At 73.7% G+C, this 24,197-nt stretch carries 26 protein-coding genes and 1 pseudogene; 12 read left to right on the top strand and 15 right to left on the bottom strand.

Annotated features, from left to right (window positions below):
- The first annotated feature begins 4 nt into the window (after positions 1–4).
- A complete protein-coding gene (locus ABZY33_RS15455) occupies positions 5–154 on the top strand; it encodes an SAM-dependent methyltransferase (RefSeq protein WP_356492148.1) in 150 nt (49 codons plus the stop codon).
- Positions 97–1,434, top strand: a pseudogene (locus tag ABZY33_RS15460) (GMC oxidoreductase); the annotation flags it as partial. The gene ABZY33_RS15455 and the pseudogene ABZY33_RS15460, both read left to right, overlap by 58 nt.
- A gap of 40 nt (positions 1,435–1,474) precedes the next feature.
- On the opposite strand, the gene ABZY33_RS15465 reads toward ABZY33_RS15460, so the two are convergent.
- The 4 genes from ABZY33_RS15465 to ABZY33_RS15480 form a co-directional block, all read right to left on the bottom strand.
- Entirely contained in the window at positions 1,475–1,954 is a 480-nt protein-coding gene (locus tag ABZY33_RS15465) for a carboxymuconolactone decarboxylase family protein (protein WP_356492065.1), read from the bottom strand.
- On the bottom strand, positions 1,951–3,033 hold the full coding sequence (locus tag ABZY33_RS15470; RefSeq protein WP_356492066.1) for a dihydrodipicolinate reductase: 1,083 nt from the start codon (positions 3,031–3,033) through the stop codon (positions 1,951–1,953). The genes ABZY33_RS15465 and ABZY33_RS15470 overlap by 4 nt, the downstream gene beginning before the upstream one ends.
- 39 nt (positions 3,034–3,072) lie before the next feature.
- On the bottom strand, positions 3,073–3,927 hold the full coding sequence (locus ABZY33_RS15475; protein WP_356492067.1) for a fructosamine kinase family protein: 855 nt from the start codon (positions 3,925–3,927) through the stop codon (positions 3,073–3,075).
- A gap of 649 nt (positions 3,928–4,576) precedes the next feature.
- Positions 4,577–5,809, bottom strand: coding sequence for a benzoate/H(+) symporter BenE family transporter (locus tag ABZY33_RS15480; RefSeq protein ID WP_356492068.1), 1,233 nt, complete (start codon positions 5,807–5,809; stop codon positions 4,577–4,579).
- 139 nt (positions 5,810–5,948) lie between these two features.
- On the opposite strand from ABZY33_RS15480, the gene ABZY33_RS15485 reads away from it, so the two are divergent.
- The gene (locus tag ABZY33_RS15485; protein ID WP_356492069.1) at positions 5,949–6,482 is read left to right on the top strand and encodes an XRE family transcriptional regulator; all 534 of its coding nucleotides are present in this window, start codon (positions 5,949–5,951) and stop codon (positions 6,480–6,482) included.
- A gap of 22 nt (positions 6,483–6,504) precedes the next feature.
- Here ABZY33_RS15485 and ABZY33_RS15490 read toward each other — a convergent pair whose 3' ends face one another.
- The 4 genes from ABZY33_RS15490 to ABZY33_RS15505 all read right to left on the bottom strand — a co-directional run bounded on the left by ABZY33_RS15490 (position 6,505) and on the right by ABZY33_RS15505 (position 9,901).
- Positions 6,505–8,046: a substrate-binding domain-containing protein gene (locus ABZY33_RS15490; protein ID WP_356492070.1), complete on the bottom strand. Its 1,542-nt coding sequence runs from the start codon at positions 8,044–8,046 to the stop codon at positions 6,505–6,507.
- A gap of 101 nt (positions 8,047–8,147) precedes the next feature.
- Positions 8,148–8,657 (bottom strand): hypothetical protein, encoded by a 510-nt coding sequence (locus ABZY33_RS15495; RefSeq protein ID WP_356492071.1) that lies wholly within the window; start codon positions 8,655–8,657, stop codon positions 8,148–8,150.
- Positions 8,658–8,659: 2 nt separating this feature from the next.
- Complete coding sequence (locus ABZY33_RS15500; RefSeq protein WP_356492072.1) at positions 8,660–8,992, bottom strand: hypothetical protein; 333 nt, start codon at positions 8,990–8,992, stop codon at positions 8,660–8,662.
- A gap of 54 nt (positions 8,993–9,046) precedes the next feature.
- Positions 9,047–9,901 carry a DJ-1/PfpI family protein gene (locus ABZY33_RS15505; protein WP_356492073.1) on the bottom strand — a complete coding sequence of 285 codons (855 nt, stop codon included), beginning with the start codon at positions 9,899–9,901 and terminating at the stop codon, positions 9,047–9,049.
- A gap of 221 nt (positions 9,902–10,122) precedes the next feature.
- Here ABZY33_RS15505 and ABZY33_RS15510 point away from each other — a divergent pair, with 221 nt between their 5' ends.
- Positions 10,123–11,067, top strand: a complete 945-nt coding sequence (locus tag ABZY33_RS15510; RefSeq protein ID WP_356492074.1) for a helix-turn-helix domain-containing protein — start codon at positions 10,123–10,125, stop codon at positions 11,065–11,067.
- A gap of 306 nt (positions 11,068–11,373) precedes the next feature.
- Here ABZY33_RS15510 and ABZY33_RS15515 read toward each other — a convergent pair whose 3' ends face one another.
- The 3 genes from ABZY33_RS15515 to ABZY33_RS15525 all read right to left on the bottom strand — a co-directional run bounded on the left by ABZY33_RS15515 (position 11,374) and on the right by ABZY33_RS15525 (position 13,675).
- Complete coding sequence (locus tag ABZY33_RS15515; RefSeq protein WP_356492075.1) at positions 11,374–11,844, bottom strand: GNAT family N-acetyltransferase; 471 nt, start codon at positions 11,842–11,844, stop codon at positions 11,374–11,376.
- A 100-nt stretch (positions 11,845–11,944) separates the two neighbouring features.
- Positions 11,945–12,907 (bottom strand): NAD-dependent epimerase/dehydratase family protein, encoded by a 963-nt coding sequence (locus ABZY33_RS15520; protein ID WP_356492076.1) that lies wholly within the window; start codon positions 12,905–12,907, stop codon positions 11,945–11,947.
- 135 nt (positions 12,908–13,042) lie between these two features.
- Positions 13,043–13,675, bottom strand: a complete 633-nt coding sequence (locus ABZY33_RS15525; protein ID WP_356492077.1) for a DUF6629 family protein — start codon at positions 13,673–13,675, stop codon at positions 13,043–13,045.
- A gap of 136 nt (positions 13,676–13,811) precedes the next feature.
- Between ABZY33_RS15525 and ABZY33_RS15530 the strand changes: the two genes are divergently transcribed.
- Together ABZY33_RS15530 and ABZY33_RS15535 are read left to right on the top strand one after the other, a co-directional pair.
- Positions 13,812–14,297 carry a MarR family transcriptional regulator gene (locus ABZY33_RS15530; RefSeq protein WP_356492078.1) on the top strand — a complete coding sequence of 162 codons (486 nt, stop codon included), beginning with the start codon at positions 13,812–13,814 and terminating at the stop codon, positions 14,295–14,297.
- Positions 14,294–16,921: an FUSC family protein gene (locus tag ABZY33_RS15535; RefSeq protein WP_356492079.1), complete on the top strand. Its 2,628-nt coding sequence runs from the start codon at positions 14,294–14,296 to the stop codon at positions 16,919–16,921. Before ABZY33_RS15530 ends, ABZY33_RS15535 begins: the two co-directional genes overlap by 4 nt.
- On the opposite strand, the gene ABZY33_RS15540 is transcribed toward ABZY33_RS15535, so the two are convergent.
- The gene (locus ABZY33_RS15540; protein ID WP_356492080.1) at positions 16,918–17,376 is read right to left on the bottom strand and encodes a Ser-Thr-rich GPI-anchored membrane family protein; all 459 of its coding nucleotides are present in this window, start codon (positions 17,374–17,376) and stop codon (positions 16,918–16,920) included. The genes ABZY33_RS15535 and ABZY33_RS15540 overlap by 4 nt on opposite strands.
- Before the next feature lie 242 nt (positions 17,377–17,618).
- Here ABZY33_RS15540 and ABZY33_RS15545 point away from each other — a divergent pair, with 242 nt between their 5' ends.
- Both ABZY33_RS15545 and ABZY33_RS15550 read left to right on the top strand, forming a co-directional pair.
- Positions 17,619–18,044, top strand: coding sequence for a hypothetical protein (locus tag ABZY33_RS15545; RefSeq protein WP_356492081.1), 426 nt, complete (start codon positions 17,619–17,621; stop codon positions 18,042–18,044).
- Between the two features lie 92 nt (positions 18,045–18,136).
- Positions 18,137–18,661, top strand: a complete 525-nt coding sequence (locus ABZY33_RS15550) for a DUF5709 domain-containing protein (protein WP_356492082.1) — start codon at positions 18,137–18,139, stop codon at positions 18,659–18,661.
- 22 nt (positions 18,662–18,683) lie between these two features.
- Here the strand turns inward: ABZY33_RS15550 and ABZY33_RS15555 are convergent, their stop codons facing one another.
- Positions 18,684–18,884 carry a hypothetical protein gene (locus ABZY33_RS15555; RefSeq protein WP_356492083.1) on the bottom strand — a complete coding sequence of 67 codons (201 nt, stop codon included), beginning with the start codon at positions 18,882–18,884 and terminating at the stop codon, positions 18,684–18,686.
- Between the two features lie 102 nt (positions 18,885–18,986).
- On the opposite strand from ABZY33_RS15555, the gene ABZY33_RS15560 reads away from it, so the two are divergent.
- Both ABZY33_RS15560 and ABZY33_RS15565 read left to right on the top strand, forming a co-directional pair.
- Entirely contained in the window at positions 18,987–19,781 is a 795-nt protein-coding gene (locus ABZY33_RS15560) for an SDR family oxidoreductase (protein WP_356492084.1), read from the top strand.
- A 52-nt stretch (positions 19,782–19,833) separates the two neighbouring features.
- Complete coding sequence (locus tag ABZY33_RS15565; protein WP_356492085.1) at positions 19,834–20,142, top strand: YkvA family protein; 309 nt, start codon at positions 19,834–19,836, stop codon at positions 20,140–20,142.
- Between the two features lie 19 nt (positions 20,143–20,161).
- On the opposite strand, the gene ABZY33_RS15570 is transcribed toward ABZY33_RS15565, so the two are convergent.
- Positions 20,162–21,334, bottom strand: a complete 1,173-nt coding sequence (locus tag ABZY33_RS15570; protein WP_356492086.1) for a mandelate racemase/muconate lactonizing enzyme family protein — start codon at positions 21,332–21,334, stop codon at positions 20,162–20,164.
- Between the two features lie 151 nt (positions 21,335–21,485).
- On the opposite strand from ABZY33_RS15570, the gene ABZY33_RS15575 reads away from it, so the two are divergent.
- Positions 21,486–22,361 (top strand): LysR substrate-binding domain-containing protein, encoded by an 876-nt coding sequence (locus ABZY33_RS15575; protein WP_356492087.1) that lies wholly within the window; start codon positions 21,486–21,488, stop codon positions 22,359–22,361.
- Positions 22,362–22,506: 145 nt separating this feature from the next.
- Positions 22,507–23,568: a PP2C family protein-serine/threonine phosphatase gene (locus ABZY33_RS15580; RefSeq protein WP_356492088.1), complete on the top strand. Its 1,062-nt coding sequence runs from the start codon at positions 22,507–22,509 to the stop codon at positions 23,566–23,568.
- Positions 23,569–23,575: 7 nt separating this feature from the next.
- Here the strand turns inward: ABZY33_RS15580 and ABZY33_RS15585 are convergent, their stop codons facing one another.
- Positions 23,576–24,145, bottom strand: coding sequence for a DinB family protein (locus tag ABZY33_RS15585; protein WP_356492089.1), 570 nt, complete (start codon positions 24,143–24,145; stop codon positions 23,576–23,578).
- Positions 24,146–24,197 lie beyond the last annotated feature (52 nt).

Here is a 24,197-nt window from a genome sequence, read left to right on the forward strand (position 1 = left end):
CGACGTGCGCCGGTTCTTCGACGGGCTCGACCTGATAGAGCCCGGCATCTGCTGCTGTCACCGCTGGCGCCCCGCCGACCCCGCCGACGCCGAGGCACGACCAGCCCCGACAACCGGTCGTTCTGGCTCAGGACGCGGACGAAGCAGCCCCTGAGCAACTTCCTCGGCTTCCCGATCGACAAGAACATCCCGCGCTACACGGGCATCCTCGACGCCGAGGAGTTCGCCGGCATCACCGTCTACCAGGGCCGCGGCGTCGGCGGCGGCTCGCTGGTCAACGGCGGCATGGCCGTCACGCCGAAGCGGGAGAACTTCGGTGCCGTCCTGCCCACGGTCGACGCCGGCGAGATGTACGGCACGTACTACCCGCGGGCCAACGCCGGACTCGGCGTCGCCACCGTCGACCCGGACTGGTTCGAGAGCGCCGAGTGCTACCAGTACGCGCGCGTCGGCCGCAAGCACGCGCAGCGCTCCGGCTTCCCCTTCGTGTTCGTGCCGGACGTGTACGACTGGGACTACATGGAGCAGGAGCTGGCGGGCACGGTCCCGAGGTCCGCGCTGGCGGGGGAGATCCTTTACGGCAACAACCACGGCAAGAAGTCGCTGCAGAAGACCTATCTGCCCCGGGCCCGGGCCACCGGCCGGGTCGCCGTCTCGCCCCTGCACAAGGTGACCTCGGTCGCCCCGGCCGCCGGCGGCGGCTACACCGTCCGCATCGACCAGCTCTCCACCACGGGCGCCGTCACGGCCACCAAGGAGATCACCGCGGATCGCGTCTTCTTCGCCGCGGGCAGCGTCGGCACGAGCAAGCTGCTCACCACGCTGAAGGCCACCGGCGCGCTGCCCGCGCTCAACGGCGAGATCGGCAAGGGCTGGGGCGACAACGGCAACGTCATGTGCGGCCGCGCCAACCACCTGTGGGACCCGACCGGTCCGCTCCAGGCGTCCATCCCGACCGGCGGCATCGACAACTGGGCCGCGGGCGGCGCCTTCGCCGAGGTCGCCCCGCTGCCGACCGGCATCGAGACGTTCGCCTCGTTCTACCTCTCCATCACCAAGAACCCCCACCGCGCCCGGTTCACCTACAACCCGGCGACGGGCGGCGTCGACCTGGACTGGCAGACCGCGTGGAAGCAGCCGGGGATCGACGCGGCCAGGACCATCTTCGACAAGATCAACGCCAAGGAGGGCACGATCTACCGCACCGATCTCTTCGGCACGTACAAGATCTGGGGCGACCACCTCACGTACCACCCGCTGGGCGGCGCCGTCCTCGGCAAGGCGACCGACAACTACGGGCGGCTGCACGGCTATCCGGGCCTCTATGTCATCGACGGCGCACTGATCCCGGGCAACACCAGCGTCAACCCGTTCGTGACCATCACCGCGCTCGCGGAGCGCAACATCGAGAAGATCGTCGCCACCGACCTGTGACGGCCGCGCCCGGCCCGGGCCGCGACCGCCACCGGGCGGTTCAGGGCCCGGGCAGGGCGCACACCGCGTCCAGCCCCAGCACGTGGTTGAGCCGGCCGAAGGCCAGCCACGAGCCGATGGCCATGCTCAGCTCCACGATCTCGGCCTGGCTGTAGTGGGCGGACATCCGCTCCCAGAACGCCTCGTCGAGCCCGTGGTGGTCGAGCGTGTAGCGCTCCGCGTACTCGGCGGCCAGCCGGGTCCGCTCGTCGAACGCGGCGGTGGACCGCCAGTCCTGCACCGCGTCCGCGAACGACTCCTCGACCCGCTCGCCGTCCCGCTCGGTGCGCCAGTCCAGGCAGAACAGACAGCCGTTGATCTGCGCCACCCGCAGCCGCGCCGCCTCGAACTCCCGCAGGCCGAGGGAGGAACGGTCGTACACCGCCATCGAGAACTGCGCCGCCACCGGCCCGATCCCGGGCACCATCTCGCCCCACACGTACGGGATCGGCTCCTCGCCGTCCGGTATGTCGATCCTCATGACCGCTTCCTCCCGAGTCGGCCGGTGGCGGGGAGCACGGGCACGTCGAGGGCGTCGTAGAGCCCGGGCGGGGCCGACAGCAGCCAGTCGATCGCGCCGACGAGCCGGCCCACGGCGGTCGCGTTGCCGCCCGCCGCGTGGTTGACGCCCTCGTCGGTCGCCTGCACGGTGACCTCGATGCGCGGCCTGCCCTCCACAATGACGCGGTGCGCACCGGCCCCGCCGCCGGGCGGGAGGGGCCAGTCGGGCGCGCACGAGGGGTGGATCCGGGTCACGTGCTCGACGACGATCCGGACCTCGCCGGCCACGACGCCCTGCACCTCGAAGCGGACCGCGCCCTGGGTGCCCGCCGCGAAGTCGCCCATGGCGGCCGTCGTCACATCGCTCTGAAGGGGGCGGCGCTCCAACACCTCGCGTATGTCGTCGAGTTCGACGCCGAGCGCGCGGGCCATCAGCCGCACCTGCCCGCCCCACACCATCGTGGGCACGGACGTGGCCAGCATCAGGGGCTCGTACGCCATGGGGTGCCCCATGCCGACGAGGTCGCGGACCGAATCCTCCTGGTCGTACGCCGAGTAGTCGAAGATCTCCTGGCAGCGCAGGACGTCCACGCGGGTGCCGAGACCGCTGACCAGCAGGGGCAGCACGTCGTTGGCCCAGCCCGGGTCGACGCCGGAGACGAACAGCCGCCCGCCGCCCGCCGCGACCGCCGCGCGCACCGGGTCGGTGAACTCCGGGGGGGCGCCGCGGTGGTCGTAGAGGGTATACAGCGCCGGGCTGACGACGACCGCGCCGGTGCGCAGGGCGCGGCAGATGTCGGCGAGGGCCTCGTCGGGGCGCAGGTCGCCGGAGGCGGCGTAGAAGAGGGCGCCCGGCCGGGCCGCGAGCACCGCGTCGACGTCCGTCGTCGCGGTGACACCGAGGGCGTGGTCGAGACCGGCCAGGGCGCCCGCGTCGCGGCCGTCCTTGGCGGGATCGTGCACGAGCACGCCGCAGAGTTCGAGCCCGGGGTGGGCGTCGACGGCTCGGATCGCCGCGCGGCCCACGTTCCCTGTGCCCCAGACCACCGTGGAAGTCATGCGCCGGAGGGTAACCTGACGCGCCGTCAGTTCATAGGGCTACCGCGCGAGTTGGCCGCGGGCGGCGGCCAGGGCCTGCTCGGCGTAGCCGCGGCCGAACAGCACCGTGTGCACCAGCAGCGGGAACAGCTGGTGCAGCGGGACGCGGCCCTGCCAGCCGTCCGCGAGCGGGTGCGCCTCCTGGTAGCCGTCGAGGATGTGGTTCAGGTGCGGGGCGCCGAAGAGGTGCAGCATCGCGAGATCCGTCTCACGGTGGCCGCCGTGGGCGGCCGGGTCGATCAGCCACGCGTCGCCGTCCTGGCCCCACAGCACGTTGCCGTTCCACAGGTCGCCGTGGAGCCGGGCGGGCGGCTCGGCCGGGCCGGCCAGGGCGGGCAGGAGGCCGGCGACCTTCTCCAGGGTCGCGGCCTCGGCGGCACGCAGGGTGCCGCTGTCCACGGCGAGCCGGACGTAGGGCAGCATCCGGTGCTCCGCGTACCAGCGCGGCCAGTCGCCGCCCGGCTCGTTGCGCATCGGTGCGCGGCCGATGAACGCGTCGGCCGGGCCGCCCGGTGGGGGCGCCCCGAACTCCGGCGCGCCCGTGGCGTGCAGCACGGCCAGCTCCCGGCCGAACCGCGTCGCGCCCGCGGCGCTCGCCCGCCCCTCGCTCACCCGGTCCGTCACCAGCCACGCGGCGTCGTGCCCGTGCACGGTGGGGACGGCGACGGCCCCCGCGGCGGCCAGCCAGCGCAGCCCGGCCGCCTCCGCCGCGAGCGCCTCGGGGGCGTCGGCGTGCTTGACCATCACCACCCGCCCGTCGTCGAGCACGGCCTCGGTCAGCCCGGAGGAACGGCGACGCGCCTCGACGACCCGACGCCCGGTGTGCCGCGCGGCGGCGACGGAAGGGTGGGACATGCGGGTCAGGGTAGCGGGGGTGCGGGTGGAAGGCGGGGTGTCCGGGTGCGGCCGGGTGGTTCCTGAGGGCTGGTCCGGTCCGGGGAGGTGCTGGGTCCGGGCAGCTCGGGTGGCTCGGGCGGTTGGTCCGGCGGGTTGGCGAGGCCGGGATGCGCGGCGGAGGCGGCACTCCCTTGCTGCCGACGCGGCACCCTCGCGCTGCCGACGTGCACTCCCGCGCTGCCGACGCGGCACCCTCGCGCTGCCGACGCACCCCCCTCGCGCTGCCGACGCGCACCCCTGTGCCGCCGACGTGCACCCTCGTGCCGAGGACGCGGCATCCTCGCGCTGCCGACGCACCCGCCCGCGCTGCCGACGCGGCATCCCTGCTCCGCCGACGCGCACCCTCGTGCCGAGGACGCGGCACCCTCGCGCTGCCGACGCACCCGCCCGCGCTGCCGACGCGGCGTCCCCGCTCCGCCGACGCGCACCCCCTCGTCGCCGACACGCGCCCGTACGCGGTCCGCGCAGGTCTGCCGGGCCCCGGAGGCAAGCCGGGGCCTCGTCCGGCGGGTCCGGATGGCGCAACCGCGAGGCGCGCCGGATGAAACACCGGTGCGGTCGCGAGGCGCGCCGGATGAAACACCCCCGCATCGCCCAGGGCGGCGCCCTACGCCCCGGTCCGCACCGGCGTGCCCGGCTCCGATGCGGGGCGGAGCCGCTTCCCGTGGCGGCCCAGGGTCGTCAGCGTGCTCGTGAGGGCGCCCGCGAGCAGGCCCCAGAAGGCCGGGCCGATGCCGAGCAGGGTCACGCCGGACGCCGTGGCGAGAAAGGTGACGGCCGCCGCCTCGCGGGAGCGCGGATCGCTCAGCGCCGAGGCCAGCGACGCCTCGATGGTGGCGAGCAGGCCGACCCCGGCGACGGCGAGCACCAGCGCGTGCGGCATCGCGACCAGCAGGGTGGCCACGGTCGCGCCGAGCAGTCCCACGCACAGGTAGAAGAACCCCGCCCAGACGGCCGCGAGGAAGCGCCGCTCGCGGTCCGGGTGGGCCTCCTCGCCGGTGCAGATCGCGGCGGTGATCGCCGCCAGGTTGATGCCGAACGCGCCGAACGGGGCCAGCGCCGCCTGGACCGCGCCGGTCCACGTCAGCAGCGGCGAGACGGGCACCTCGTACCCCGAGCCGCGCAGCACGGCCACACCCGGCAGGTTCTGCGAGGCCATCGTCACCACGAAGAGCGGCACGCCGACGCTGACGAGCACCTTCCAGTCGAACTGGGGGGCCGTGAACACGGGGTGCGCCAGGGAGAGTTGTACCCGCTCCAGGTGCCAGCCGCCGGTCAGGACGGAAGCCGCGACCCCGCCGCCCAGGGCGAGCAGCACCGCGTACCGCGGCAGGAACCGGCGCCCCAGCAGGTAGAGGACGAACATCGGGAACGCGAGGGCGAAGCTGCCGTCCATCTCGGCGAAGAGCCCGGTGCCGAACCGGAGCAGCACCCCGGCGAGGAGCGCCGCCGCGAGCGGCACCGGGATGCGGTCCATGACCCGGGCGAACCAGCCGGTCAGCCCGCTCAGCAGGATCAGTACGGCGCTGAAGACGAACGCCCCGACCGCCTGGCCCATCGACACGCCGCTGAGCCCGGTGGCCAGCAGCGCCGCGCCCGGCGTCGACCAGGCGGTGACCACCGGCGCCCGGAAGCGCAGCGAGAGCCCCGCGGACGTCACGGCGAGGCCGATGCCGAGGGCGAGCATCCACGACGAGATCTCCCGCGCGTCCGCCCCGGCGGCCTTCGCCGCGGTGAAGACCAGGGCGGCCGAACTGGTCACGCCGACCGTGACGGCGATGAGCCCGGCCACCACGGCCGAGGGGGGTGCGAGGACGCGGACGCGGGTGAAGGGAGACATGGCAGGTCACTTCCGGGGGCGGCAGGGGCGGACGTGTTCCATATACGGAACGTTCCGTATATGGAACACTAGGGACCGAGGCGGTGAACCGTCAACCAGCGCATGCCAGCGCACACCGGACGCGGACAGGAGCAGGGCCATGAGCCTCAACGACGAGGTGGGACGCAGGCTCAAAGGGCTGCGCGCGGAGCGCGGACTCTCCCTCTCGGAGCTGGCCCGCCGCTCAGGCGTCGGCAAGGGGACCCTCTCGGAGCTGGAGAGCGGCCTGCGCAACCCGACCCTGGAGACGCTCTACGCGCTGACCACCACCCTCGGCAGCCCCCTGAGCGCGGTCCTGGACGACCCGCCCGCCGCCGTCCGCGCCGGGGCGGGCGGGGTCTCCGGCAGCGCCGTCACCGCCGTACTCCTGGAGCGGTACGAGGACGCGGACGGTGCCACGGACGTCTTCCGCGTCACCATCGCCGACGGCGCCACCCAGGACTCGGCCGCGCACGCCCCGCGCACCACGGAGAGCCTCATGGTGCTCTCCGGTACCGCGGTCGTCGGCCTCCCCGAGGCGCCGCAGACGATCCGGCCCGGCGGCCACGCCCACTGGCGGGCCGACGCCCCGCACCGCTACGCCGCGCCGCACGGCGAGGTCCACGGGATCCTCTTCGTGCGGTACCCCGCGTAGCGCGGCCCGGCGCGGGGCGAGGTCAGTCGACCGCGCCGCACACCCGCAGGCCGACCGGCGTTCCGCACGGCAGATGACCGTGTGTGGCGACCACGCCCTTGCCCGTGCCGTTGTCGAGGGCGTACGCGAGGAAGCTGGACGCCAGGGAATCCGCGGGCGGGCGGCCGTACGTGTAGGCGTACTCGATCTCCCGGTACGGATACCCGCTGGATTCCAGCCGGTCCAGGTCGGGCGCGTGGCCGTCGAGGGTGACGCGGTGCAGTCCGCGCGGCGCCTCCGGCGGCGACGCGGCCCGCAGCTCGCTGTATCCGATGGCGCCCGGGGTCCGCGCGACCGTGTCGAGGACCTGCTCGGTCGAGTCGAGCTCGCACCGCAGTACGGGCGCGCCGCCGGGCGTGCGGTTGACGCAGTCGTCCGACGAGGCGGGCGGCTCGCCGGCGCCGCCGAGGACCCGGGCGCCGAGCGCGGAGCGGGTGCCGGAGCCCGAGGTGCGGCTGACGAGGACGACCGGCAGGTCGGGGCCGCCGATCCGCGACCAGTTGCGGACCTCGCCGCGGTAGAGACGGCGCACGTCGGCCACGGACAGGTCCGTGAGGCGGGTGTCGTCGTGGACGACCAGGGCGAACAGCGAGACGGCGACGCGGCTCTCGGCGAGCCGGTTGTAGCTCGCCGGGCGCGGCCCGTCCGAGAACGCGACGACGGCCGTGTCCTGCCCCGGATCGCCGCCGGTCAGGGCGAGTTCCCTGACCCCCGTGCGGCTGCCGTGCGCCGCGACCGTGATGTCGGGCCCGCCGCCGCAGTGGGCGCGGTACTTCTGCGCCAGCTCGGTCATGACCGGCGCGAACGCCGTCGAGCCGGTCAGCCGCAGCGAACCCGTCTCGCACTCCGGCGGCAACGGCCCCGGCAGGGCCGCCGGCAGCGTCGCCGCGGCGATCAGCGCCAGACCGAGGACGACCGTGGTCCAGCGGGCGTGCTTGCTGAAGACGGGCGGCTTCTCGTCCGGCGTGAGGCTGTGGTTCTCGTGGAGCGTGCCGTCCTTGAGGTCGCCGGTGACGGTGACCCGGTCGCCCTCCCGGCCGCCCGTGAGCAACACCAGGATCTTGTAGTGCGCGCCCGGCTTCAGCGGGACGCGGGGGATGCGCAGCGTACTCGGACCGGCCACGAGCAGCCCGGGCTGGTCGTCGAAGTAGCCCATCAGGTTGGCGTGTTCGTCCGGCAGCGTGACGTCCTGGGCCTCGATGCGCCGGCCCGGGAACTCGGCGGTGAGCCCGTACTGCGTCGACGGATCGATGTAGTCGGACTCCTCGACGTGCCGCGAACCGTCGTTCTCGATCCGCAGCAGGACCAGGGTGGCGTCGCGCATCGCGGGCAGGTCGTTGAAGAGACCGAGCCGCGGATCGTCCGCACTGGCCTGCCCGTTGTGCCCTATGGCGATGTCCATCTGCTTACGGAAGCCGATGCGCCTGCTGCGCCGGGCGCGCCGGTCCGCGACGAACGGCGTGACGACGGAGACGGCACCGAGCAGCAGGCCGGCGGCCGTCAAGGTGATCTCGAGCCAGCTCATGGGCCGACGGTACGGACCGGGCCGGCCGGGTGTCCGGCCCGGGTACGGAGCTTCGCCCGCCGTTCGTCAGGTGTTCAACCCCGCAGTGGACGCCGACGCCGTCACTCTCCGGTCGTGGAACCGGGACGAATGATCATCAGGACGGTGACCGTGGCCCAGAGGAGGTTGAACACGCCGGTGAGAGCGGCGAGTCGGCCCGCCGTGCGGGGGGAAGGCGGGGTGCCGGACCCCCGCACTGCGTCGAGCGCTGTCTCCTGCGCGGGCAGGATGAACACGGCCAGTACGGCGGCGGCAGCGGCGGTCAGCAGGATCGAGACGATGAGCCAGCCGCTGCCGAGGACTCCGAGGCTGCTCGCCGTCGCGAACCCGAACAGGGGCACGGAGACGCCGATGACCGCGTAGGCGCGGCAGATGCGGTGCAGGATGCCCAGGGTCGACGCCGGGGACTCCAGAGCCGGGGCCCCGGCCCCGGTGGTCGGTCCCGCGTCGGCGACGACGGGTGAACTGTTCGCCTGGCGCAGGTACTTGGGGAACATGCTCGCGGCGACGGTGACCGGCCCCACGGTCAGGACGGCGGCCAGGACATGCAGAATGAGCAGGAACTTCGTCATCGTCAGCGACCCGTCCCGGTGCCCGTACCGGTGGCTGTGGGGCGGCGTCTGCCGTGGACCTTGGAGGCGGGCAGGCGCCCGGCGCGGGAGGTGCCGTGCAGGGTGTCCCCGTCGGCCGTCACGTCGAACGACAGGTTCAGCCGCAGGGGCCGGGTGACGGACTGCTTCCAGGTGAGCCGGTCGCCCGCCAACACGACGTCCCTGAGGGGTACTTCCTCACCCGCGCCGTGCGCGACGCCGGAGTGGCCGGCGCCGTCCCGGCGGAGTTCGACGACGGCCTCGACCGTGCCGATGGGGGTGGCGACGGTCAGGTCCCAGATGCCTTCGACGGACATACGGTGGTTCTTCTCTCTCTTTTCGGAAGGGGGGCAGGGGGAGGGTCCTCGGGGTCAGAACGCGGTCGGCGCCGGGCCGACGGGGCGCCAGACCGTGCCGCGCCTCTCGTAGGCGAACATCCCCTCGACCGCGTGGGCGACTTGCGGCCCCACCTCGCGCTCCAGCAGGTACAGACCCAGGTCGAGACCCGAGGTGACACCGGCGCCGGTGACGAGGTCGCCGTCGTCGACGACCCGGGCGCGCACCGCGCGGGCACCGGTGGCGTCGAGCAGATCGAGTCCCAGGTGGTGGGTGGTGGCGGGCCGCCCTTCGAGCAACCCGGCCAGGGCCAGGACGAGCGAGCCGCCACAGACACAGGCGACGGTCGTCCCGGCGTCGGCCATCGCCGCCGCGAGCAGCGCGGGCAGCTTTGTGCTCAACGTGCGGCCCAGCAGAACGGGAATGGTGGCTTCCCCCTCCACCCCAGCGCCGGCCGCGCCCTCGCCCACACCGTTCGCCCCCGCCGTCTCCGGCGCCGCGCCGCCCTCGCCGGCCGCCGGCGTCTCGGGCGCCCTGCCGTCCACGCCGACCACCGCCGCCACACCCGGCGCCGCGCCGTCCTCGTCGGCTGCCTCCGCCGTACTCGGCGCCGCGCCGCCCACACCAACCGCCTCCGCCGCGCTCTCCGCCCCGACCGGCCCCGACGCCCCCGGGACCACGACGAGACCTCCGCGCGCCGGGTCGAGCGCGGCCGTGGCCCGCAGGGTGAGCCCACCGGTCCCGCTGACCACGTCGCGCGGCCCCTCGGCGGAGACAAGCGCCACCTCCACCCCGCCACCGGAGGCGGTGCCGCCCGCGTGGAACACCTCGAACGGCGCGATGACATCGAGGGGGTCGAAGCCGTCGAAGAGGACGATCTGGACGTGCATGGGGGTGGCTTCCTTCGGGTGCGACGGGCCCGTTCCGCGCCGGGCTCACCCTGACGCTAACCGGCCCCGCCACCCTCTCCCAGTGGCATTAGTGACGCCCACCAACGGGATACTGCCAGCCCCCACGAATCCCATCCGTTCCCCCACCGGACAGGCAGTACAAGCACTCCCTCCTACCAGGGCCCGGTGACCGTGACCCGGCGGCCCGGTACATTCTGGCCATGCACATCGTCGCCGTCCTCGCGCTGGACAAGGTCATCCCCTTCGACCTGTCCACGCCGATCGAGGTCTTCCAGCGCACCCGCCTCCCCGACGGGCGCCCGGGTTACCAGGTCCGGGTCTGCGCCGAGCGGGCCGAGGTGGACGCGGGCACGTTCACCATCCGGGCGCACCGGGGGCTCGACGGGCTCAAGGGCGCGGACACGATCATCGTGCCGGGCACGGCCGCGCCCACCGCGCCGCTGCCGGCCGCCGTCCGCGACGCGCTGCGCGAGGCCGCGGCGCGGGGCACCCGTATCGCATCGATCTGCTCGGGCACCTTCCCGCTGGCCGCCACCGGGCTCCTGGACGGGCTGCGCGCGACCACTCACTGGATCGCGGCGGACCTGCTCGCCGCCGCCTACCCCCGGATCGAGGTCGACCCCGACGTGCTGTACGTCGACAACGGGCAGTTCCTCACCTCGGCGGGTGCGGCCGCCGGGCTCGATCTGTGCCTGCACATGATCCGCCGCGACTATGGTTCGGCGGTCGCCGCCGACGCGGCCAGGCTCTCGGTGATGCCGCTCGAACGGGAGGGCGGGCAGGCACAGTTCATCGTCCACGACCACACCAGTGCCCCCGCGCCTCAGGGGTCCTCGTTCGAGCCGCTGCTCGGCTGGCTCCGGGACCACCTGGACAGCGACCTCACCCTGGCCGACATCGCCGCCCGGGCCGGCGTCAGCACCCGTACGCTCATGCGCCGCTTCCGGGAACAGACCGGTACCACCCCCTTGCAGTGGCTGCACCGCGCCCGCGTCCGCCAGGCCCAGCACCTGCTGGAGACCACGGCGCATCCGGTGGAACGGATCGCGGAGCAGGTCGGCTTCGGCTCGCCCACCGCGTTCCGCGACCGCTTCAAGCGCACCACGGGGGTCAGCCCGCAGGCGTACCGCCGTACGTTCAGCTAGTGCTCTGACCGCTCGGTGCGCTATGGGCGCGCGATGATGCTGCTGGCCTCGGCCGGCGGGAACCGTGTGCCGTGCAAACTCGCCGCCTACCTGCGGAAAGTCCACGGACGCTGCATCCGGATCGGCCGCGCGGCATCACGCTGTGCAGACCCGGGCCCGGCACGCCTCCCCGCGCCGGCGCAACGCCAACGCCCGCCACCGCGACGTCCCGGCCGCCGGACGCCGTGAACGCGCCCGCATCCGCAGCGAGAAAGGCATCCGCTGAGGCGGATGACAACTCACCTCACCCAGGCGGCGTGAGCATCCTCAGAGTTCTTGCTCCCCAGGGCGCCATACGTACCGGACGTCCGGCTCGCGTTCCTCGTTGCGGTGTCCGTCGGTGGACTCGGCGGCGATGAAGCCGTGCCGCTCGTAGAAGCGCCGCGCCGACTCGTTGACCTGGAACGTCCACAGTGCCAACCCGGCCGGGCGACTCTGCTTGGCCAGGTGCACGAGGCGGCCGCCGATGCCCCGGCCCTGCCAGGCCGGATCGAGATAGAGCTGTTCCAGGTCCTCGCCGTCCAGCACCATCATCCCGACCACCGAGCCGTCGACCGTCGCCACCCACGTCTCCTGGCCCGGCACGACCACCTCCCGGAACCAGGAGCGGACCTGATCGTCCGTATGCGCCCGGCGCACGCCCGGAAGCGCCGCCGCGAAGGAACGCAGCCACACATCGGCCACCGCGGCTGCGTCGGAGGCGACCGCGCGCCGGACGACAGAGTTGTCGATCTCCACAGCGACGCATGCTCGCAGACACACGACGCGCTCGCATCCGACTTCTCAGCGACGCTCGAACTGGAGCAACGACCCCGGTTGCAGTTTTGCGGCCAGAGCCCTAGCCGCGGGCCGGGGCCTGGGCGTCGAGCCACGCGCCGTACCAGGCGAGTGTCGTGTCCAGCGCCTCCGCGAGGGGCGTGGGGCGGACCCCGAAGTGCTCCTCGAAGGCGGCCGACGCCATGATCTGCGGTTCGGTGTGCTGGTAGAACATCTCGGCGTACTCGGCCATGAACTCCGCGTCGAACGGTCCGAACGGCCGCGGCTCGGTGATCGCGGTCAGCCGCATCGGCCGGCCCGTGCGCGCCGTCACCATCGCGAGGACCTCGCGCGTGGTCCGGGCCGGGGCGGTCGGCAGGTGCCAGACGCGGCCGTCGCCGTCGGGGCGTTCGCCGAGCGTGGCGAGGCCCGCCGCGACGTCGCCGATGTACGTGTAGCTGTGCGGCAGGTCGATGTCGCCGAAGGCCGGTATCTCGCCGCCGGTCAGCGCCGCCGGGAAGACGGCGCCGCCGAGCGTGGAGTTCACGACGCCGGGCCCGAAGAAGTCGGCGGACCGCGCCAGCACCACGCGGGCCCGCCCGGCACGGTGCGCGGCCAGGTACGTCTCGTCGAGGGCGGCCCGCATCCATCCCTTGCGGGACGTGGCCCGCCAGGGCGACTCCTCGGTCATCACCGCGCCGCCCGTCTCGCCGTACGGGTACAGGGTGTCCAGCACGACGAGGCGCGCCCCGCTCTCCTCCACCGCGCCCAGTACGGCCTCCTGGATGCCCGGCAGCACCGCGACCTGGAGGGGGTAGGCAACGTTGACGCAGTGGTGGACGACGGCGGCGTCCGCGACGGCGGCCCGTGCGCCGGCGGCGGTGCCGACGTCCGCGGCGAGGCGTTCGACGCCGGGGAGGGCGGGGCCCTCGCCCTTGCGGTCGACGAGGCGCACGCGGTGGCCGCGGCGCGCGAGTTCGGTGGCGAGCGCGGTTCCGGCGGGGCCAGAGCCGAGGACGGCGTGCGGGGTCTGCGTGCGGGCCATGACGGATCCCTTCGACAGCCGCAGGGCGGCGTGGACGATGCGGCGTGATGCCTCATCGCTTCTGTTAGAGACTCTAACTCCCGTGTATGGCTGTAGCAAGGGTGGCGTGTGCAGGGCGGAGGGTGGCGGGGCGGCTCAATCGGAGGCGGGCGCGGTCCCGGTGCGGCGCACCCACGCATACAGCGCCACCGAGCACACCGCCGCGCCGGCGCACCAGGTGGAGATGAACTCCCAGCGCCAGAGCGCCGCGCACCCCGCGGCGGCGGCCGCGACCAGGCAGCCGAGCAGGACCAAGCCCTTCTCGCCGGCCAGCAGGAGCGAGCCGATCGTCGCCGGCAGGTAGCCGGCGATCAGCCAGCCGGCGTGCGGCAGGCCGATCTCGTAGGCCATGGTGTGGCTGCGGACCGTGGCGGTGACGGTCCGCGTCGCCACCACGTACGCGAGGGCGGCGCTGGTCGCGACCCCGCATGCGAGCGGGAGCGCCAGCCGTCGGCGCGTCCGGGGCGGAGCCACGCACAGCACGCCCGCCGGAACACAGAGCGGCAGGAGCGGCAGCGCGATCACCGCCCACGCGACGACGGCGGGCCCCCGGCCGCCACCGGCGTGCCAGATCGCCGCCTCGATGATCTGGTGGGCGCCGAGCAGCAGGGGCAGCGCCGCCAGGGGCAGGGCCCGCGGCCGGGCGCGGGCCGCCCGTGCCACGCAGCCGACCCCCACCGCGGCGATCGCACTGCCGGCCACGAGGTCGGCGGTCGCGCTCCAGCACATGCGGCCACGCTACGTTCCCGGGGCGGGTGCGGCCCCTGCGGCGCGTCGGGGCGGGGCGGGGGAGCCGGAGAGCGCCGGCCGGCGGGGCCGGAGCGCGCGATTAGGTGTTTGTATGCGACATGTATATAGTTTCCATATGCATCTATCCCCGGAGGCCGTCGAACCCACCGGGGCCCCACCGGACGAAGCCGCACGCATCGAGGGTGCGGCGCGTGGTCTCCTGCGGGGGATCGGACAGCTGACCCAGGCCCTCTTCCGGGCCGGCGACTACGCGCTCACCCGCAGCCAGGTCGCTCTGCTGGACGCCCTCGAAGCGGGGCCGCGCCGGGTCACCGAACTCGCCGCCGCGACCGGCATGGCGCAGCCGCGGGTCACCGTGATCCTGCAGAAGCTCGAAGAGGCCGGACTCGTCCAGCGGCAGCGCTGCGCCAACGACCGGCGCGCCGTGCGCACGTCGCTCACGCCCGCCGGGCGCGACCTGCTCGAACGCGGCCGCCAGCGGATGGCCGGGGCCCTGCTCGCCGCCCTCGACGGCGGCATCGACGACTCGGAACGCGCGGTCAAAGCCGCCCGGGACGCCATCGCCGTACTCGTGCACGCCATGGAATCGGAGCCCAGTTGACCACCCCGGACACCCTGCCGGACACCGCCGCACCGCACCCGGCCGCCGCCGCGGACCTCGCCCCCCACCGGGTCGCGGGGCCGCGCAGATGGTGGGACTGGGTGCTCGCCGCCGACCCCGGACTCGGTCAGCTCCAGGCGGGCTGGCGGTCGCTGGTCGCCATGGTCACCTCTCTCGCCGTCGGCTACGGGATGGCCGAGGCGCTGAAGATCCCGGCCATGATCGGCATGATGGTCGCCGGGATGATGGGCCTGATGAGCGCCTTCGCGGTCGCCGAGAACACCTGGGACCGGCTCGCCCGCGCCATCTTGTGGATGCCGTTCCCCTACACGGCCGTGCTCTGGCTGTGCGCGACGCTGAACGGGCAGCGCGTCCCGCAGATGATCCTCATGATCAGCGCGCTCGCCCTGACCTTCTTCCTCGCCAGGTTCGGGCCGATGGCCCTGATCACCGGCATGATGCTCTTCAACGGCCTGATGGTCGGCATGCTCGCCGGCATCCCGGCCGCGCTCGTCGGCAAGGCGTTCGCCGTCGCCCTCGTCTCCGCCGCCGCCGTCCTCGCCACGCGCCTCCTGCTCTGCTACCCCATGCCCCGCGAGGATCTGCTGCGCACCCAGCGCGCCTTCGTCGTGGAGGCCCGCCGGGTGGCCGACGCCGCCGTCGACGCGCTCGACCCCGACGCCGACCCCGAACGCGCGGTACGCCGCACGGACCGCGCGCTGCGCCGCCTGAACATCACCACCGTCACCATCGACGGACGCCTCGCCCAGCCCGAGGTGGCCGCCGACCCGGCTACCGCCGAACTCCTCCACCGCCACCTCTTCGACGCCGAACTCGCCCTGCGCGGCATCGGCCAGGCCACCACGGAGCTGGCCCGGCGGCCCGTCCCCGCGCCGCTGCGCGAAGCCCTCGCTGTCGGCCTCGTCCTGGCCCGCGACACCCCGCTCGGCCAGGCGGACGGGCTGCGCCCGGTCGCCGCCCGCATCCAGGAGCAGGCCGAGACGGTTCTGCGCGACGCGGCCGCGGCCGCCGACGACGTCGAGGCCGCCGTGCTCGCCCGCCGCGTCGGCCACCTCCTGGACTCGCTCGCCGTGTCCCTGGCCAACTGGCTCGCCCTGGGCCGGACCACCGCGGCGAGCCCGGCCGACGTCCCCTTCCAGCCCACCGTCGCCCTGGAGAACAACCGGCTGCCCGGTTCGGCGGGGCCCGCCCGGCGCGTCCTCGCGGCCGGCTCGGAGTCCGGCTGGCGCCGCGCCATTCCCTTCGTCCGCGTCCCCGTGCACGCCGCCGTCGCGGCCGCCATCGTCTGCCCGATCGCCGACGCCATCGACCCGCACCGCTTCTACTGGGGCCTGGTCGGCGTCATGATCACGCTGTTCGGCACCAACACCACGCACGAACGGCTGCGCAAGTTCGGCCACCGCATGGTCGGCACCGCGATCGGGGCCGTGCTCGGCATCGTCGTCCTGCACCTCATCGGCCGCGACCACGTCTACGCGACACTCGCCGTCATCGTCGCCGGGCTCACCTTCGGCGCCTGGGGCATGCAGCGCGCCTACGCCTGCTGGGTCGTCGGCCTCGTCGTCGCCCTCACCCAGCTCTACGGCCTGACCACCCCCGACAGCGGCATGAACCACCTGTTGGGCGAGCGGCTCCTCGACAACGGCATCGGCGTCCTCGTCGCCACCGCCTGCGCCGCGCTGATCTTCCCGCTCTCCCGCCGCACCGTCGTCAAGGAGGCCGAGCGCGGCTACGTCGACGCGCTCGCCCAGGTCGTCCTCCAGGTGGAACAGCGCTGGTCCCGGCCGGAGGAACCCGTACGGCTGCGCGGCGCGGCCCGCGCCGTGGACGCCGCGCTGATCCAGGTGCAGAGCGTCGTCCGCCCCCTCGTGCGGATGCCGGTCGGCGTGCGCGGCCCCGCCGCCGAGCACCGCGTCGCCCTCCTCGCCACGGCGACGGGGCACGCCCGCACGCTCGCCGCGGCCGCCGACATCGACGTCGACCTGGCACCGCGCCTCGCGGAGCGCGCCCGTCTGATCACCACGACCCTCACCGCCTCCCTCAAGGAGCTGGACCGGTTCTTCGCGAGCGGCGAGCAGCCGGAGGAGGCCGGGGTCTGGCGGCGGATCGGCCCGCTCGTGCGCGAGCTGGAGGCCGAACTCGCCCCGGCCCCGCCCGGCCCGCGCGCCCGGCGCCTGGGGACCGCGCTGCGCGAACTCGACGCCCTGGACGAGACGCTCGCCGCCTACGCCGAACAGGCCGGTCTGCCGGTCGCGGCCGAGGGCCGCACGGCCGTGGCGCCCGCCTCGCCCATGCAGCGGCGCACCCGCTCCGTGACGGCTGCCTCGAACGCGCCCGCGCCCGCCGGAACCGCCCGGGTCGAGGGCCGCGTACACTGCGACGCGCATCCTGAGGGCTGCCCCGCCTGGGTCACGGTGATCAGCGCGCGCGGCAAGCGGCTCGCCAAGTCGCCGGCCACCGCGGGCCGTTACCGCGTCGAGGCGCTGCCCGCGGGCACCCACACGCTGGTGATCTCCGCCTCCCGGCACACCCCGCGAGCCGAGCTGGTCACCGTGGACACCGCGTCGGGGACCGTCCGGCACGACGTCGAGCTTCGCTCCTAGCGCGCCCCGGAACCCCCAGGACAGACGGGGAGCGTCAGGCAGCCCGTGGGGCGGGGCGGCAGGGCCGGCCGGCGGTGGCTCGGCGGGCCCTGGGCCGCCTTGCTCACCGTGAAGGACGGGCTGCGGCCGCGCTCCCCGCCGTCGCGGGCGACGAGCTCGATGGCGTAGCCCTTGTCCTCGCGCACGTCGGGCAGGACGGCCGCCTTCTCGCCCGACGCGGCGGCGCTCACTTTGGCGGCGAGCTGGGCCACCCGTACCCCGGTGCCGTGCACCAGCCACATGTCCACCTCGCGCCCGGTGCCGTTGTGCCAGGTCACCAGGGTCGTGGAGCCCGACGGGTGGACGGAGCCCGCGGTCGGGGCACTCACGGTCAGAGCCGGGCCGGACGCGGCGGCGGGGGCGAGGGCGAGGACCAGCGGGACGGTGGCCAGGGCCAGGAATCCGGTGCGGCGCATGCGACGACCTCGTTCCGGTAGGGGATGACGGGACAAGCCGACAGAGTCACCCCTCCCACCCGCGCAAGATCACGTAAGGGTTCGGCGGGCAGCGCCACCCCAAGAGGTACGCACCTGTCCCCGAAGCGGACCACTCGACTGGACAGCGCCGCCCGCGCCCCGCATCCTCCCGTGGTTCGCCGGGACCCGGGATCACCCCCGACATGAGCCTGTCAATGAGGAGGGCGTGAAAAGATCACCGGATGACGAGCGAATACGTGCGGTACCAGGCGGCCGCGCCCGACGAACACGGCCGGTTCAAGGGCCTGTTCGGGCTGGTGAACAACCTCGGCCGCGCCGGACGGCTCAGCCCGGAGCAGGAGCGGTTCCGGCGGGAGAACAACGCCTGGTACGACGGCGCGTACACCGACCCGTCCACCGTGGACCCGGCGGTCTACGATCCCGCGGTCCATCCGGGCGCGGCGGCCTGGTTCAAACCGTCCGCCACGCATCTGTTCGAGCGGATCCACGGCTACCTGGAGATCCTCGACGCGCACGGGGTCCGCTGGACGCGGGTGGCCTCGGCCGACCCGGGACGCGTGGTCTACGAGGACGACGTGCAGATCGTCGTCGTCCCGCACGGCAAGGACCTCTCGCCGGACGGGATTGCGCCCGCCGGAAACGGATAAGGGGCCGACATGCGTGACCTGCCGCAGGCTGGTTACGTGACGGGGGCGGGGGTCGTGTACGGACGGGGGAGAAGGAGACGAGGTGACGCGGGATGACCGACGGGACGGACGAGACGCTCATGGGCGACGAGGTCTACCAGCCGAGCGAGCCGCAGGCGCGTGACGACGAGGGCACGCTGGAGGCCGAGGACACCCTGAGCGACCGCGGTGTCGACCCGCACGACGAAGGGTGGTCGCCGCCCGAGCGCCCGCTCGGCGTCGAGCACACCGGCACCACCGCGGCGGAGCAGCGCGAGGGCGAGAGCCTCGACGAGCGGCTGGCCGAGGAGCGCCCGGACCCCGTCGTCGACGCGTACGAGGTACTGGAGTCGGGCGGCGAGGACGGCGACGGCGTCGGCGACCTGCGCGACGGCGAGGGCGAACCGCTCGACGACGAGGTGGGCGACGAGCGCGCGGGCCGGCTCCTGGCGCCGGACGAGGGCGCCCACGAGGACGCCGAGAAGGACATGCTGGCCGAGGACGTCGGCATCGACGGCGGCGCGGCGTCGGCCGAGGAGGCCGCCGTGCACGTGGTCGACGAGGTCGACGAGGTCAGCGAGGGGGACGACCTGCGCTGACGCAAGGCCGGGGCCCGCCGGGTCAGTGTCCCTGGGCCATGGCCGTCAGCAGCAGCGCGGCCGAGGCGAACGCCGCGAGCAGGGCGACCACAGGCGGCCCGGGCGCCACGTCGTCGGTCGCGCACTGGCGGGCGGTGATGCCGATGCAGAGCACGCTGAGTCCTCCCAGGACCATCGCGACGATGACGAGCACGGAGCCGACCTCCTCGTTGGCGGATTCCACCCCCGGCCGGTCCACATCCTCGCGTGCCCCGCGGTGCGGCGCGCGCGGACACCGGGCGGACGCGTGGCAGCGTCGGCACCCTGCCGAGAAAGGACACGGAACATGCGGATCGATCTGAGCGGGCGCACCGCGCTGGTCACCGGCTCCACCCAGGGCATCGGAGCGGCCATCGCGACGGGCCTCGCCCGGGCGGGGGCCCGCGTCGGCGTCAACGGACGCTCGGCCGAGCGGGTGGCGGAGAGCATCGCGGCCCTGCGGGCGCACACCCCCGGGGCCGACCTGGTGCCGGTGGTCGCGGACGTCGCCACCGAGGACGGCGCCCGCAGTGTGGCCGAGACGCTCCCGGAGACCGACATCCTCGTCAACAACCTCGGCATCTTCGGCTCCGCCGAACCGCTGGAGATCAGCGACGACGAATGGCGGCGCTACTTCGAGGTGAACGTCCTCGCCGGGGTCCGGCTCACCCGGCAGTTCCTGCCGGGCATGATGGAGCGCGGCTGGGGCCGGGTCCAGTTCATCGCCAGCGACTCGGCCGTCGTGGTGCCGGCGGAGATGATCCACTACGGCATGTCCAAGACGGCCCTGCTCTCGGTGGGCCGCGGCTTCGCCAAGCGGGCCGCGGGCACGGGCGTCACCGTGAACTCGGTGCTCGCCGGGCCCACCCACACCGGCGGCGTCGAGGACTTCGTGTACGAACTGGTGGACCGGGAACTGCCCTGGGACGAGGCGCAGCGCGCCTTCATGAAGGAGCACCGCCCCCAGTCGCTGCTCCAGCGCCTGATCGAGCCGGAGGAGATCGCCAACATGGTCGTCTATCTCAGCTCCGACCAGGCTTCGGCGACCACGGGAGGTGCGGTACGGGTCGACGGCGGGTACGTGGACTCCATCCTGCCGTGAGGGCGGGTGCCCGGAGCAGGACCGGACAGGGGTGGACAGGGGTGGACGACTGATGGATGAGCACACATGGTTCGTCCTGGCGGCGGTGGCGGCCGTCGTCATGCTGGTGGCCGCCGTGTACCTCCTCGTACGCGTCTTCCAGGCGCGCAAGCTGCTCGTCGACGCGGGCGTCCCGCTGCGCAGCAAGGCGCTGTTCTGGGTCGCCGTGATCTACACGATCTCGCCCGTCGACCTGCTGCCCGACCCGATCTACCTGGACGACATCGGGATCCTCCTGGTCGCCCTGAAGTCGCTGCACTCCGCGGCCCGCGCGGTGGCGCCCGCGCGCAGCGCCGCGAAGACGTCGTCCCCGGCCGACTGAGGCCGGGGAGGCGAGGGGGTCAGGGCCGCTTGCCGGCCTCGTGCGTCGCCCTGGTCCAGGCACGGGCCTGCTCGGTGAGCGTGACGCCGAGACCCGGCCGGGCCGGGACGTGCATCCGGCCGTCGCTGATCGTCAGCCGCTCCTCGAACAGCGGCTCCAGCCAGTCGAAGTGCTCCACCCACGGCTCGATGGGGTAGGCCGCCGCCAGGTGGAGGTGGATCTCCATGGCGAAGTGTGGGGCCAGCTGCAGATGGTGGTGGTCGGCGAGCGCGGCCAGCTTGAGGAACTGGGTGATGCCGCCGATGCGCGGGGCGTCGGGCTGGATGATGTCGGCGGCGCCCAGCCGGATCAGCTCGTGGTGCTCGGCGACGGAGGCCAGCATCTCGCCGGTGGCGACGGGCGTGTCCAGGGAGGCGGCGAGCGCCGCGTGGCCCTGCGCGTCGTACGCGTCGAGCGGCTCCTCGATCCAGCCGAGGCCGAACTCCTCCAGGGCGCGGCCCATCCGCTGGGCCGTGGGCCGGTCCCACTGCTGGTTGGCGTCGACCATCAACGGCACGTCGTCGCCGATGTGTTCGCGCACGGCGCTCAGGCGGCGCAGGTCCTGCCTGCCGTCCGGGTGGCCCACCTTGATCTTGATGCCGCCGATGCCGTGGGCGAGCGAGGCGGTCGCGTTGTCCAGGACCTGTTCGGTGGGGGTGTGCAGGAAACCGCCGGAGGTGTTGTAGCAGCGGACCGAGTCGCGGTGGGCGCCCAGGAGTTTGGCGAGCGGCAGGTCCGCCCGCTTGGCCTTCAGGTCCCACAGGGCGATGTCGAACGCGGCGATCGCCTGGGTGGCGACGCCGCTGCGGCCGACGGACGCGCCGGCCCACACCAGCTTGGTCCACAGCCGGCCGATGTCGCTGGGGTCCTCGCCGATCAGGTCGTCGGCTATCTCCCTGGCGTGGGCGAACTGGGCGGGGCCGCCGGCCCGCTTGGAGTAGCTGAACCCGATGCCCGTTCGCCCCTGCGCCGTCTCGATCTCCGCGAACAGGAAGGCGACCTCGGTCATCGGCTTCTGCCGCCCGGTGAGCACCTTGGCGTCGCTGACCGGCGTGGCCAGGGGCAGGGCGACCGAGGAGAGCCTGATCCAGGCGATCGAGTCGAGGGTGGCCTCGCCTCGGAGACCGGCGACGGGGGCGGCTGTGTGCTTCATGGTCACCACTTCGTGTTCCTGGCAGGTGCGGACGGCGGGCGGGGCCCCGCCGCTGAGCGGCGAGCCCGCCGTGGGTGGACTTGACGCTAAGGTCGGCCATTGATCCACGTCAAACACTGTTTTTGGATGCGCTGATACCCGGAGGGCATCGTTGTTCACGCTCGCTCAGCTCGTGAGTTTTGTGGCCGTCGCCGAGGAACTGCACTTCACCCGGGCGGCCGAGCGGCTGCGGATGACGCAGCCGCCGCTGAGCCGCCAGATCCAGCTCCTGGAGCACGAGTTGGGCGTCCAGCTCCTCGACCGCACCAACCGCACGGTCCGGCTCACCCCGGCCGGGCGGACCTTCCTGAGCGAGGCGCGCACCATCCTGCGCCAGACCGAGGCCGCCACCCTGGCCGCGCAGCAGGTCTCCGCGGGCGAGGCCGGGGCCATCGCCGTCGGCTACACCGCGGCCGGCGCCTACTCCGCGCTCGGCACCCTGCTGGACGTCGCCCGCTCCGTCATGCCCCGCACCGAAGTCGTACTGCGCGAGAAGGTCACCCGCGACCAGCTCGAAGCCATCGCCGACGGCTCCCTGGACCTCGGCATGATCCGCCCCTCCAGCACCGGCCCGGACCTCGTCACCCGGCCCGCCATCAAGGAAGGCCTGCTGGCCGCCGTACCGCTGGGCCATCCGCTGGCCGAGGGGGCGGGGCCGCTGCGGATGAGCGCGTTCGACGGGCAGGACGTGCTCATGTACTCGCCGGTCGAGGCCCGGTACTTCCACGAACTGCTGGTCAGCATCTTCCGCACAGCGCGGATCACCCCCCGCCTCACCCAGTACCTCAGCCAGGTGCACAGCCTGCTCGCCATGGTCAACGCGGGCTGGGGCATCGCCTTCGTGCCGGAGGCGGCCGCGCAGATGCGCTTCTCCGGCATCACCTTCCGCACGCTCGAACTGCCCGAGCCCACACCGGTGGAGCTGTATCTGGCGTGGCGCAGGACCAACGACAACCCCGCGCTGCACACCCTGCTCCAGCACCTGTGAGCGCGCGCGGGCCCGGCGCGGCGGCGGCCCCGCGCACTGCGATCGCGTAACGACATCGGGCCGACCCCATGAGGCCCCAAGAAAACACGCATACGCTCATGAACCGACGGACCGAACGGGTGAGACGTCCGAGCGGGGGGAGCGTATGAGCGGGACGACGAACCGTGACGGACGGGTTCTGCCCGTCCTGCCGTACGGCGTGATGGCGCTCGTGGTCGCCTGCGAACTGGCGACGCCCTCGGGGTTCGGCCTCATGCCCCTGATGTCGCTCGGTCCGGCCTTCGCCGGCCTCGTCGGCACCAAGCGGCGCACCGCGCGCATCGGCGCCGTCGCGGTGCTGCTCTGCGTCCTGCTCGCGGCCGCCGACGGCGCCCTGGGCACCCGCCGCGTCTACATCGCCGGCGCGAGCATCGCCGGCGTCACCGCGGCCGGACTGCTCGCCGTGGCCTCCCGGGAGCGCCGCGACGCCGAACTGGCCAGCGTCCGCTCGATCGCGGAGGTCGCGCAGCGGGTCCTGCTGCGGCCCGTACCGCGCGTCGCCGGCGAACTGCGCGTGGCCGTCTCCTACACCTCGGCCGTGGCGCAGGCGCGGATCGGCGGTGACCTCTACGAGGTGGTGGTGGCCGACGGCAGCACGCGGGCCCTCATCGGGGACGTGCAGGGCAAGGGCCTTGAGGCCGTGGAGACCGCGGCGCTCGTCCTCGGCGCCTTCCGCGAGGCCGCCCACGACGAACCCGAACTGGCCGGCCTCGGCCGCCGGCTGGCACGCGCCGTCGACCGGGAACTGGAGGGCGAGCGGTTCGTCAGCGCCCTGCTGGTCGAGGTGCCGGCGGGCGGCCGCGACGTCACCTTCCTGAACTTCGGGCACCCCGCGCCGCTGATCGTGCGCGCCGACGGCACCACCCTCTTCCCGGAGCCGCCCGTGTACGCGCTGCCGCTCGGACTGAGCATGTACGGCGGCGAGCAGCCGGTCCCGTACACCGTGCCCTTCGCGCCCGGCGACCAGATCCTGCTGTACACGGACGGGGTCAGCGAGGCACGGGACGGGGCCGGTGACTTCTACCCGCTGGGGCAGCGCGTGGCCCTGCTCAAGGACCCCGACGCCGAGGCGGCCATCGAGCGGCTCCGCACCGACCTGGTGGACCACGCCGCGGGTCCCCTCCACGACGACGCGGCGATGCTGCTCCTGCGTCACCGCGAGCCCTGAGCGGGCCCTACGCGCCGAACTGCTCAGCCACGCGCTGGAGCCGGTCGCGGTACTCCCGCCACCACGCCGGGTCGTGCGAGGGCAGGCTGTCGTTGTCCTCGCGCCAGCCCGCCGCGCCGTCCAGGCCCTCGCGCAGGATGTCGGCGTGGCCCGCGTGCCGCTGCGTGTCGCCGAGTACCCGCACCAGGACGTGGTGGAGCGTCACCGCGCCGCGCTCCGGCGGCCACCACGGCACCCTGCCGACCGTGTCCAGGGCGAGGTCCCGGACCGCTGCGTCGGCATGGGTCCACGCCCGCCGGTACCGCTCCACGATCAGCGCGCGCGTCTCGTCGGCGGTGGCGTACGAGTCCTCGTCCGGAGCGCCCTGCGGCACGTCGTGCGGCCGCCCGAAGGTGTCGCAGAGGTAGCCCAGCTCCACGGCCGTCACATGCTTGACCAACCCCAGCAGGTTCGTGCCGGTCGGCGTCAGCGGGCGGCGCACGTCGTACTCCGACAGCCCCTCCAGCTTCCACAGCAGGGCATCGCGGGCCTGTTGCAGGTGAAGGAGCAGATCCTGCTTCTGTTCACTCTCGCTCATGGCGGGAGTCTGCCCCGGGCGCTCCGCAGGACCAAGGGCCAGTGCCAGCGGG

It is taken from the genome of Streptomyces sp. NPDC006552 (genome assembly GCF_040611655.1).
Taxonomy (GTDB): Bacteria; Actinomycetota; Actinomycetes; order Streptomycetales; family Streptomycetaceae; genus Streptomyces.

What these genes read in the sequence shown, in the direction of transcription:
- ABZY33_RS15480 (WP_356492068.1), bottom strand. Translation starts at nt 5,809, where the DNA reads ATGTCTCCCTTCACCCGCGTCCGCGTCCTCGCACCCCCCTCGGCCGTG.
- ABZY33_RS15495 (WP_356492071.1), bottom strand. Translation starts at nt 8,657, where the DNA reads ATGACGAAGTTCCTGCTCATTCTGCATGTCCTGGCCGCCGTCCTGACC.
- ABZY33_RS15540 (WP_356492080.1), bottom strand. Translation starts at nt 17,376, where the DNA reads ATGCGCCGCACCGGATTCCTGGCCCTGGCCACCGTCCCGCTGGTCCTC.
- ABZY33_RS15505 (WP_356492073.1), bottom strand. Translation starts at nt 9,901, where the DNA reads ATGCACGTCCAGATCGTCCTCTTCGACGGCTTCGACCCCCTCGATGTC.
- ABZY33_RS15490 (WP_356492070.1), bottom strand. Translation starts at nt 8,046, where the DNA reads ATGAGCTGGCTCGAGATCACCTTGACGGCCGCCGGCCTGCTGCTCGGT.
- ABZY33_RS15570 (WP_356492086.1), bottom strand. Translation starts at nt 21,334, where the DNA reads ATGAAGCACACAGCCGCCCCCGTCGCCGGTCTCCGAGGCGAGGCCACC.
- ABZY33_RS15525 (WP_356492077.1), bottom strand. Translation starts at nt 13,675, where the DNA reads ATGTGCTGGAGCGCGACCGCCGACCTCGTGGCCGGCAGTGCGATCGCC.
- ABZY33_RS15470 (WP_356492066.1), bottom strand. Translation starts at nt 3,033, where the DNA reads ATGACTTCCACGGTGGTCTGGGGCACAGGGAACGTGGGCCGCGCGGCG.
- ABZY33_RS15585 (WP_356492089.1), bottom strand. Translation starts at nt 24,145, where the DNA reads ATGAGCGAGAGTGAACAGAAGCAGGATCTGCTCCTTCACCTGCAACAG.
- ABZY33_RS15550 (WP_356492082.1), top strand. Translation starts at nt 18,137, where the DNA reads ATGACCGACGGGACGGACGAGACGCTCATGGGCGACGAGGTCTACCAG.
- ABZY33_RS15510 (WP_356492074.1), top strand. Translation starts at nt 10,123, where the DNA reads ATGCACATCGTCGCCGTCCTCGCGCTGGACAAGGTCATCCCCTTCGAC.
- ABZY33_RS15485 (WP_356492069.1), top strand. Translation starts at nt 5,949, where the DNA reads ATGAGCCTCAACGACGAGGTGGGACGCAGGCTCAAAGGGCTGCGCGCG.
- ABZY33_RS15560 (WP_356492084.1), top strand. Translation starts at nt 18,987, where the DNA reads ATGCGGATCGATCTGAGCGGGCGCACCGCGCTGGTCACCGGCTCCACC.
- ABZY33_RS15475 (WP_356492067.1), bottom strand. Translation starts at nt 3,927, where the DNA reads ATGTCCCACCCTTCCGTCGCCGCCGCGCGGCACACCGGGCGTCGGGTC.
- ABZY33_RS15565 (WP_356492085.1), top strand. Translation starts at nt 19,834, where the DNA reads ATGGATGAGCACACATGGTTCGTCCTGGCGGCGGTGGCGGCCGTCGTC.
- ABZY33_RS15500 (WP_356492072.1), bottom strand. Translation starts at nt 8,992, where the DNA reads ATGTCCGTCGAAGGCATCTGGGACCTGACCGTCGCCACCCCCATCGGC.
- ABZY33_RS15520 (WP_356492076.1), bottom strand. Translation starts at nt 12,907, where the DNA reads ATGGCCCGCACGCAGACCCCGCACGCCGTCCTCGGCTCTGGCCCCGCC.
- ABZY33_RS15530 (WP_356492078.1), top strand. Translation starts at nt 13,812, where the DNA reads ATGCATCTATCCCCGGAGGCCGTCGAACCCACCGGGGCCCCACCGGAC.
- ABZY33_RS15465 (WP_356492065.1), bottom strand. Translation starts at nt 1,954, where the DNA reads ATGAGGATCGACATACCGGACGGCGAGGAGCCGATCCCGTACGTGTGG.
- ABZY33_RS15580 (WP_356492088.1), top strand. Translation starts at nt 22,507, where the DNA reads ATGAGCGGGACGACGAACCGTGACGGACGGGTTCTGCCCGTCCTGCCG.
- ABZY33_RS15545 (WP_356492081.1), top strand. Translation starts at nt 17,619, where the DNA reads ATGACGAGCGAATACGTGCGGTACCAGGCGGCCGCGCCCGACGAACAC.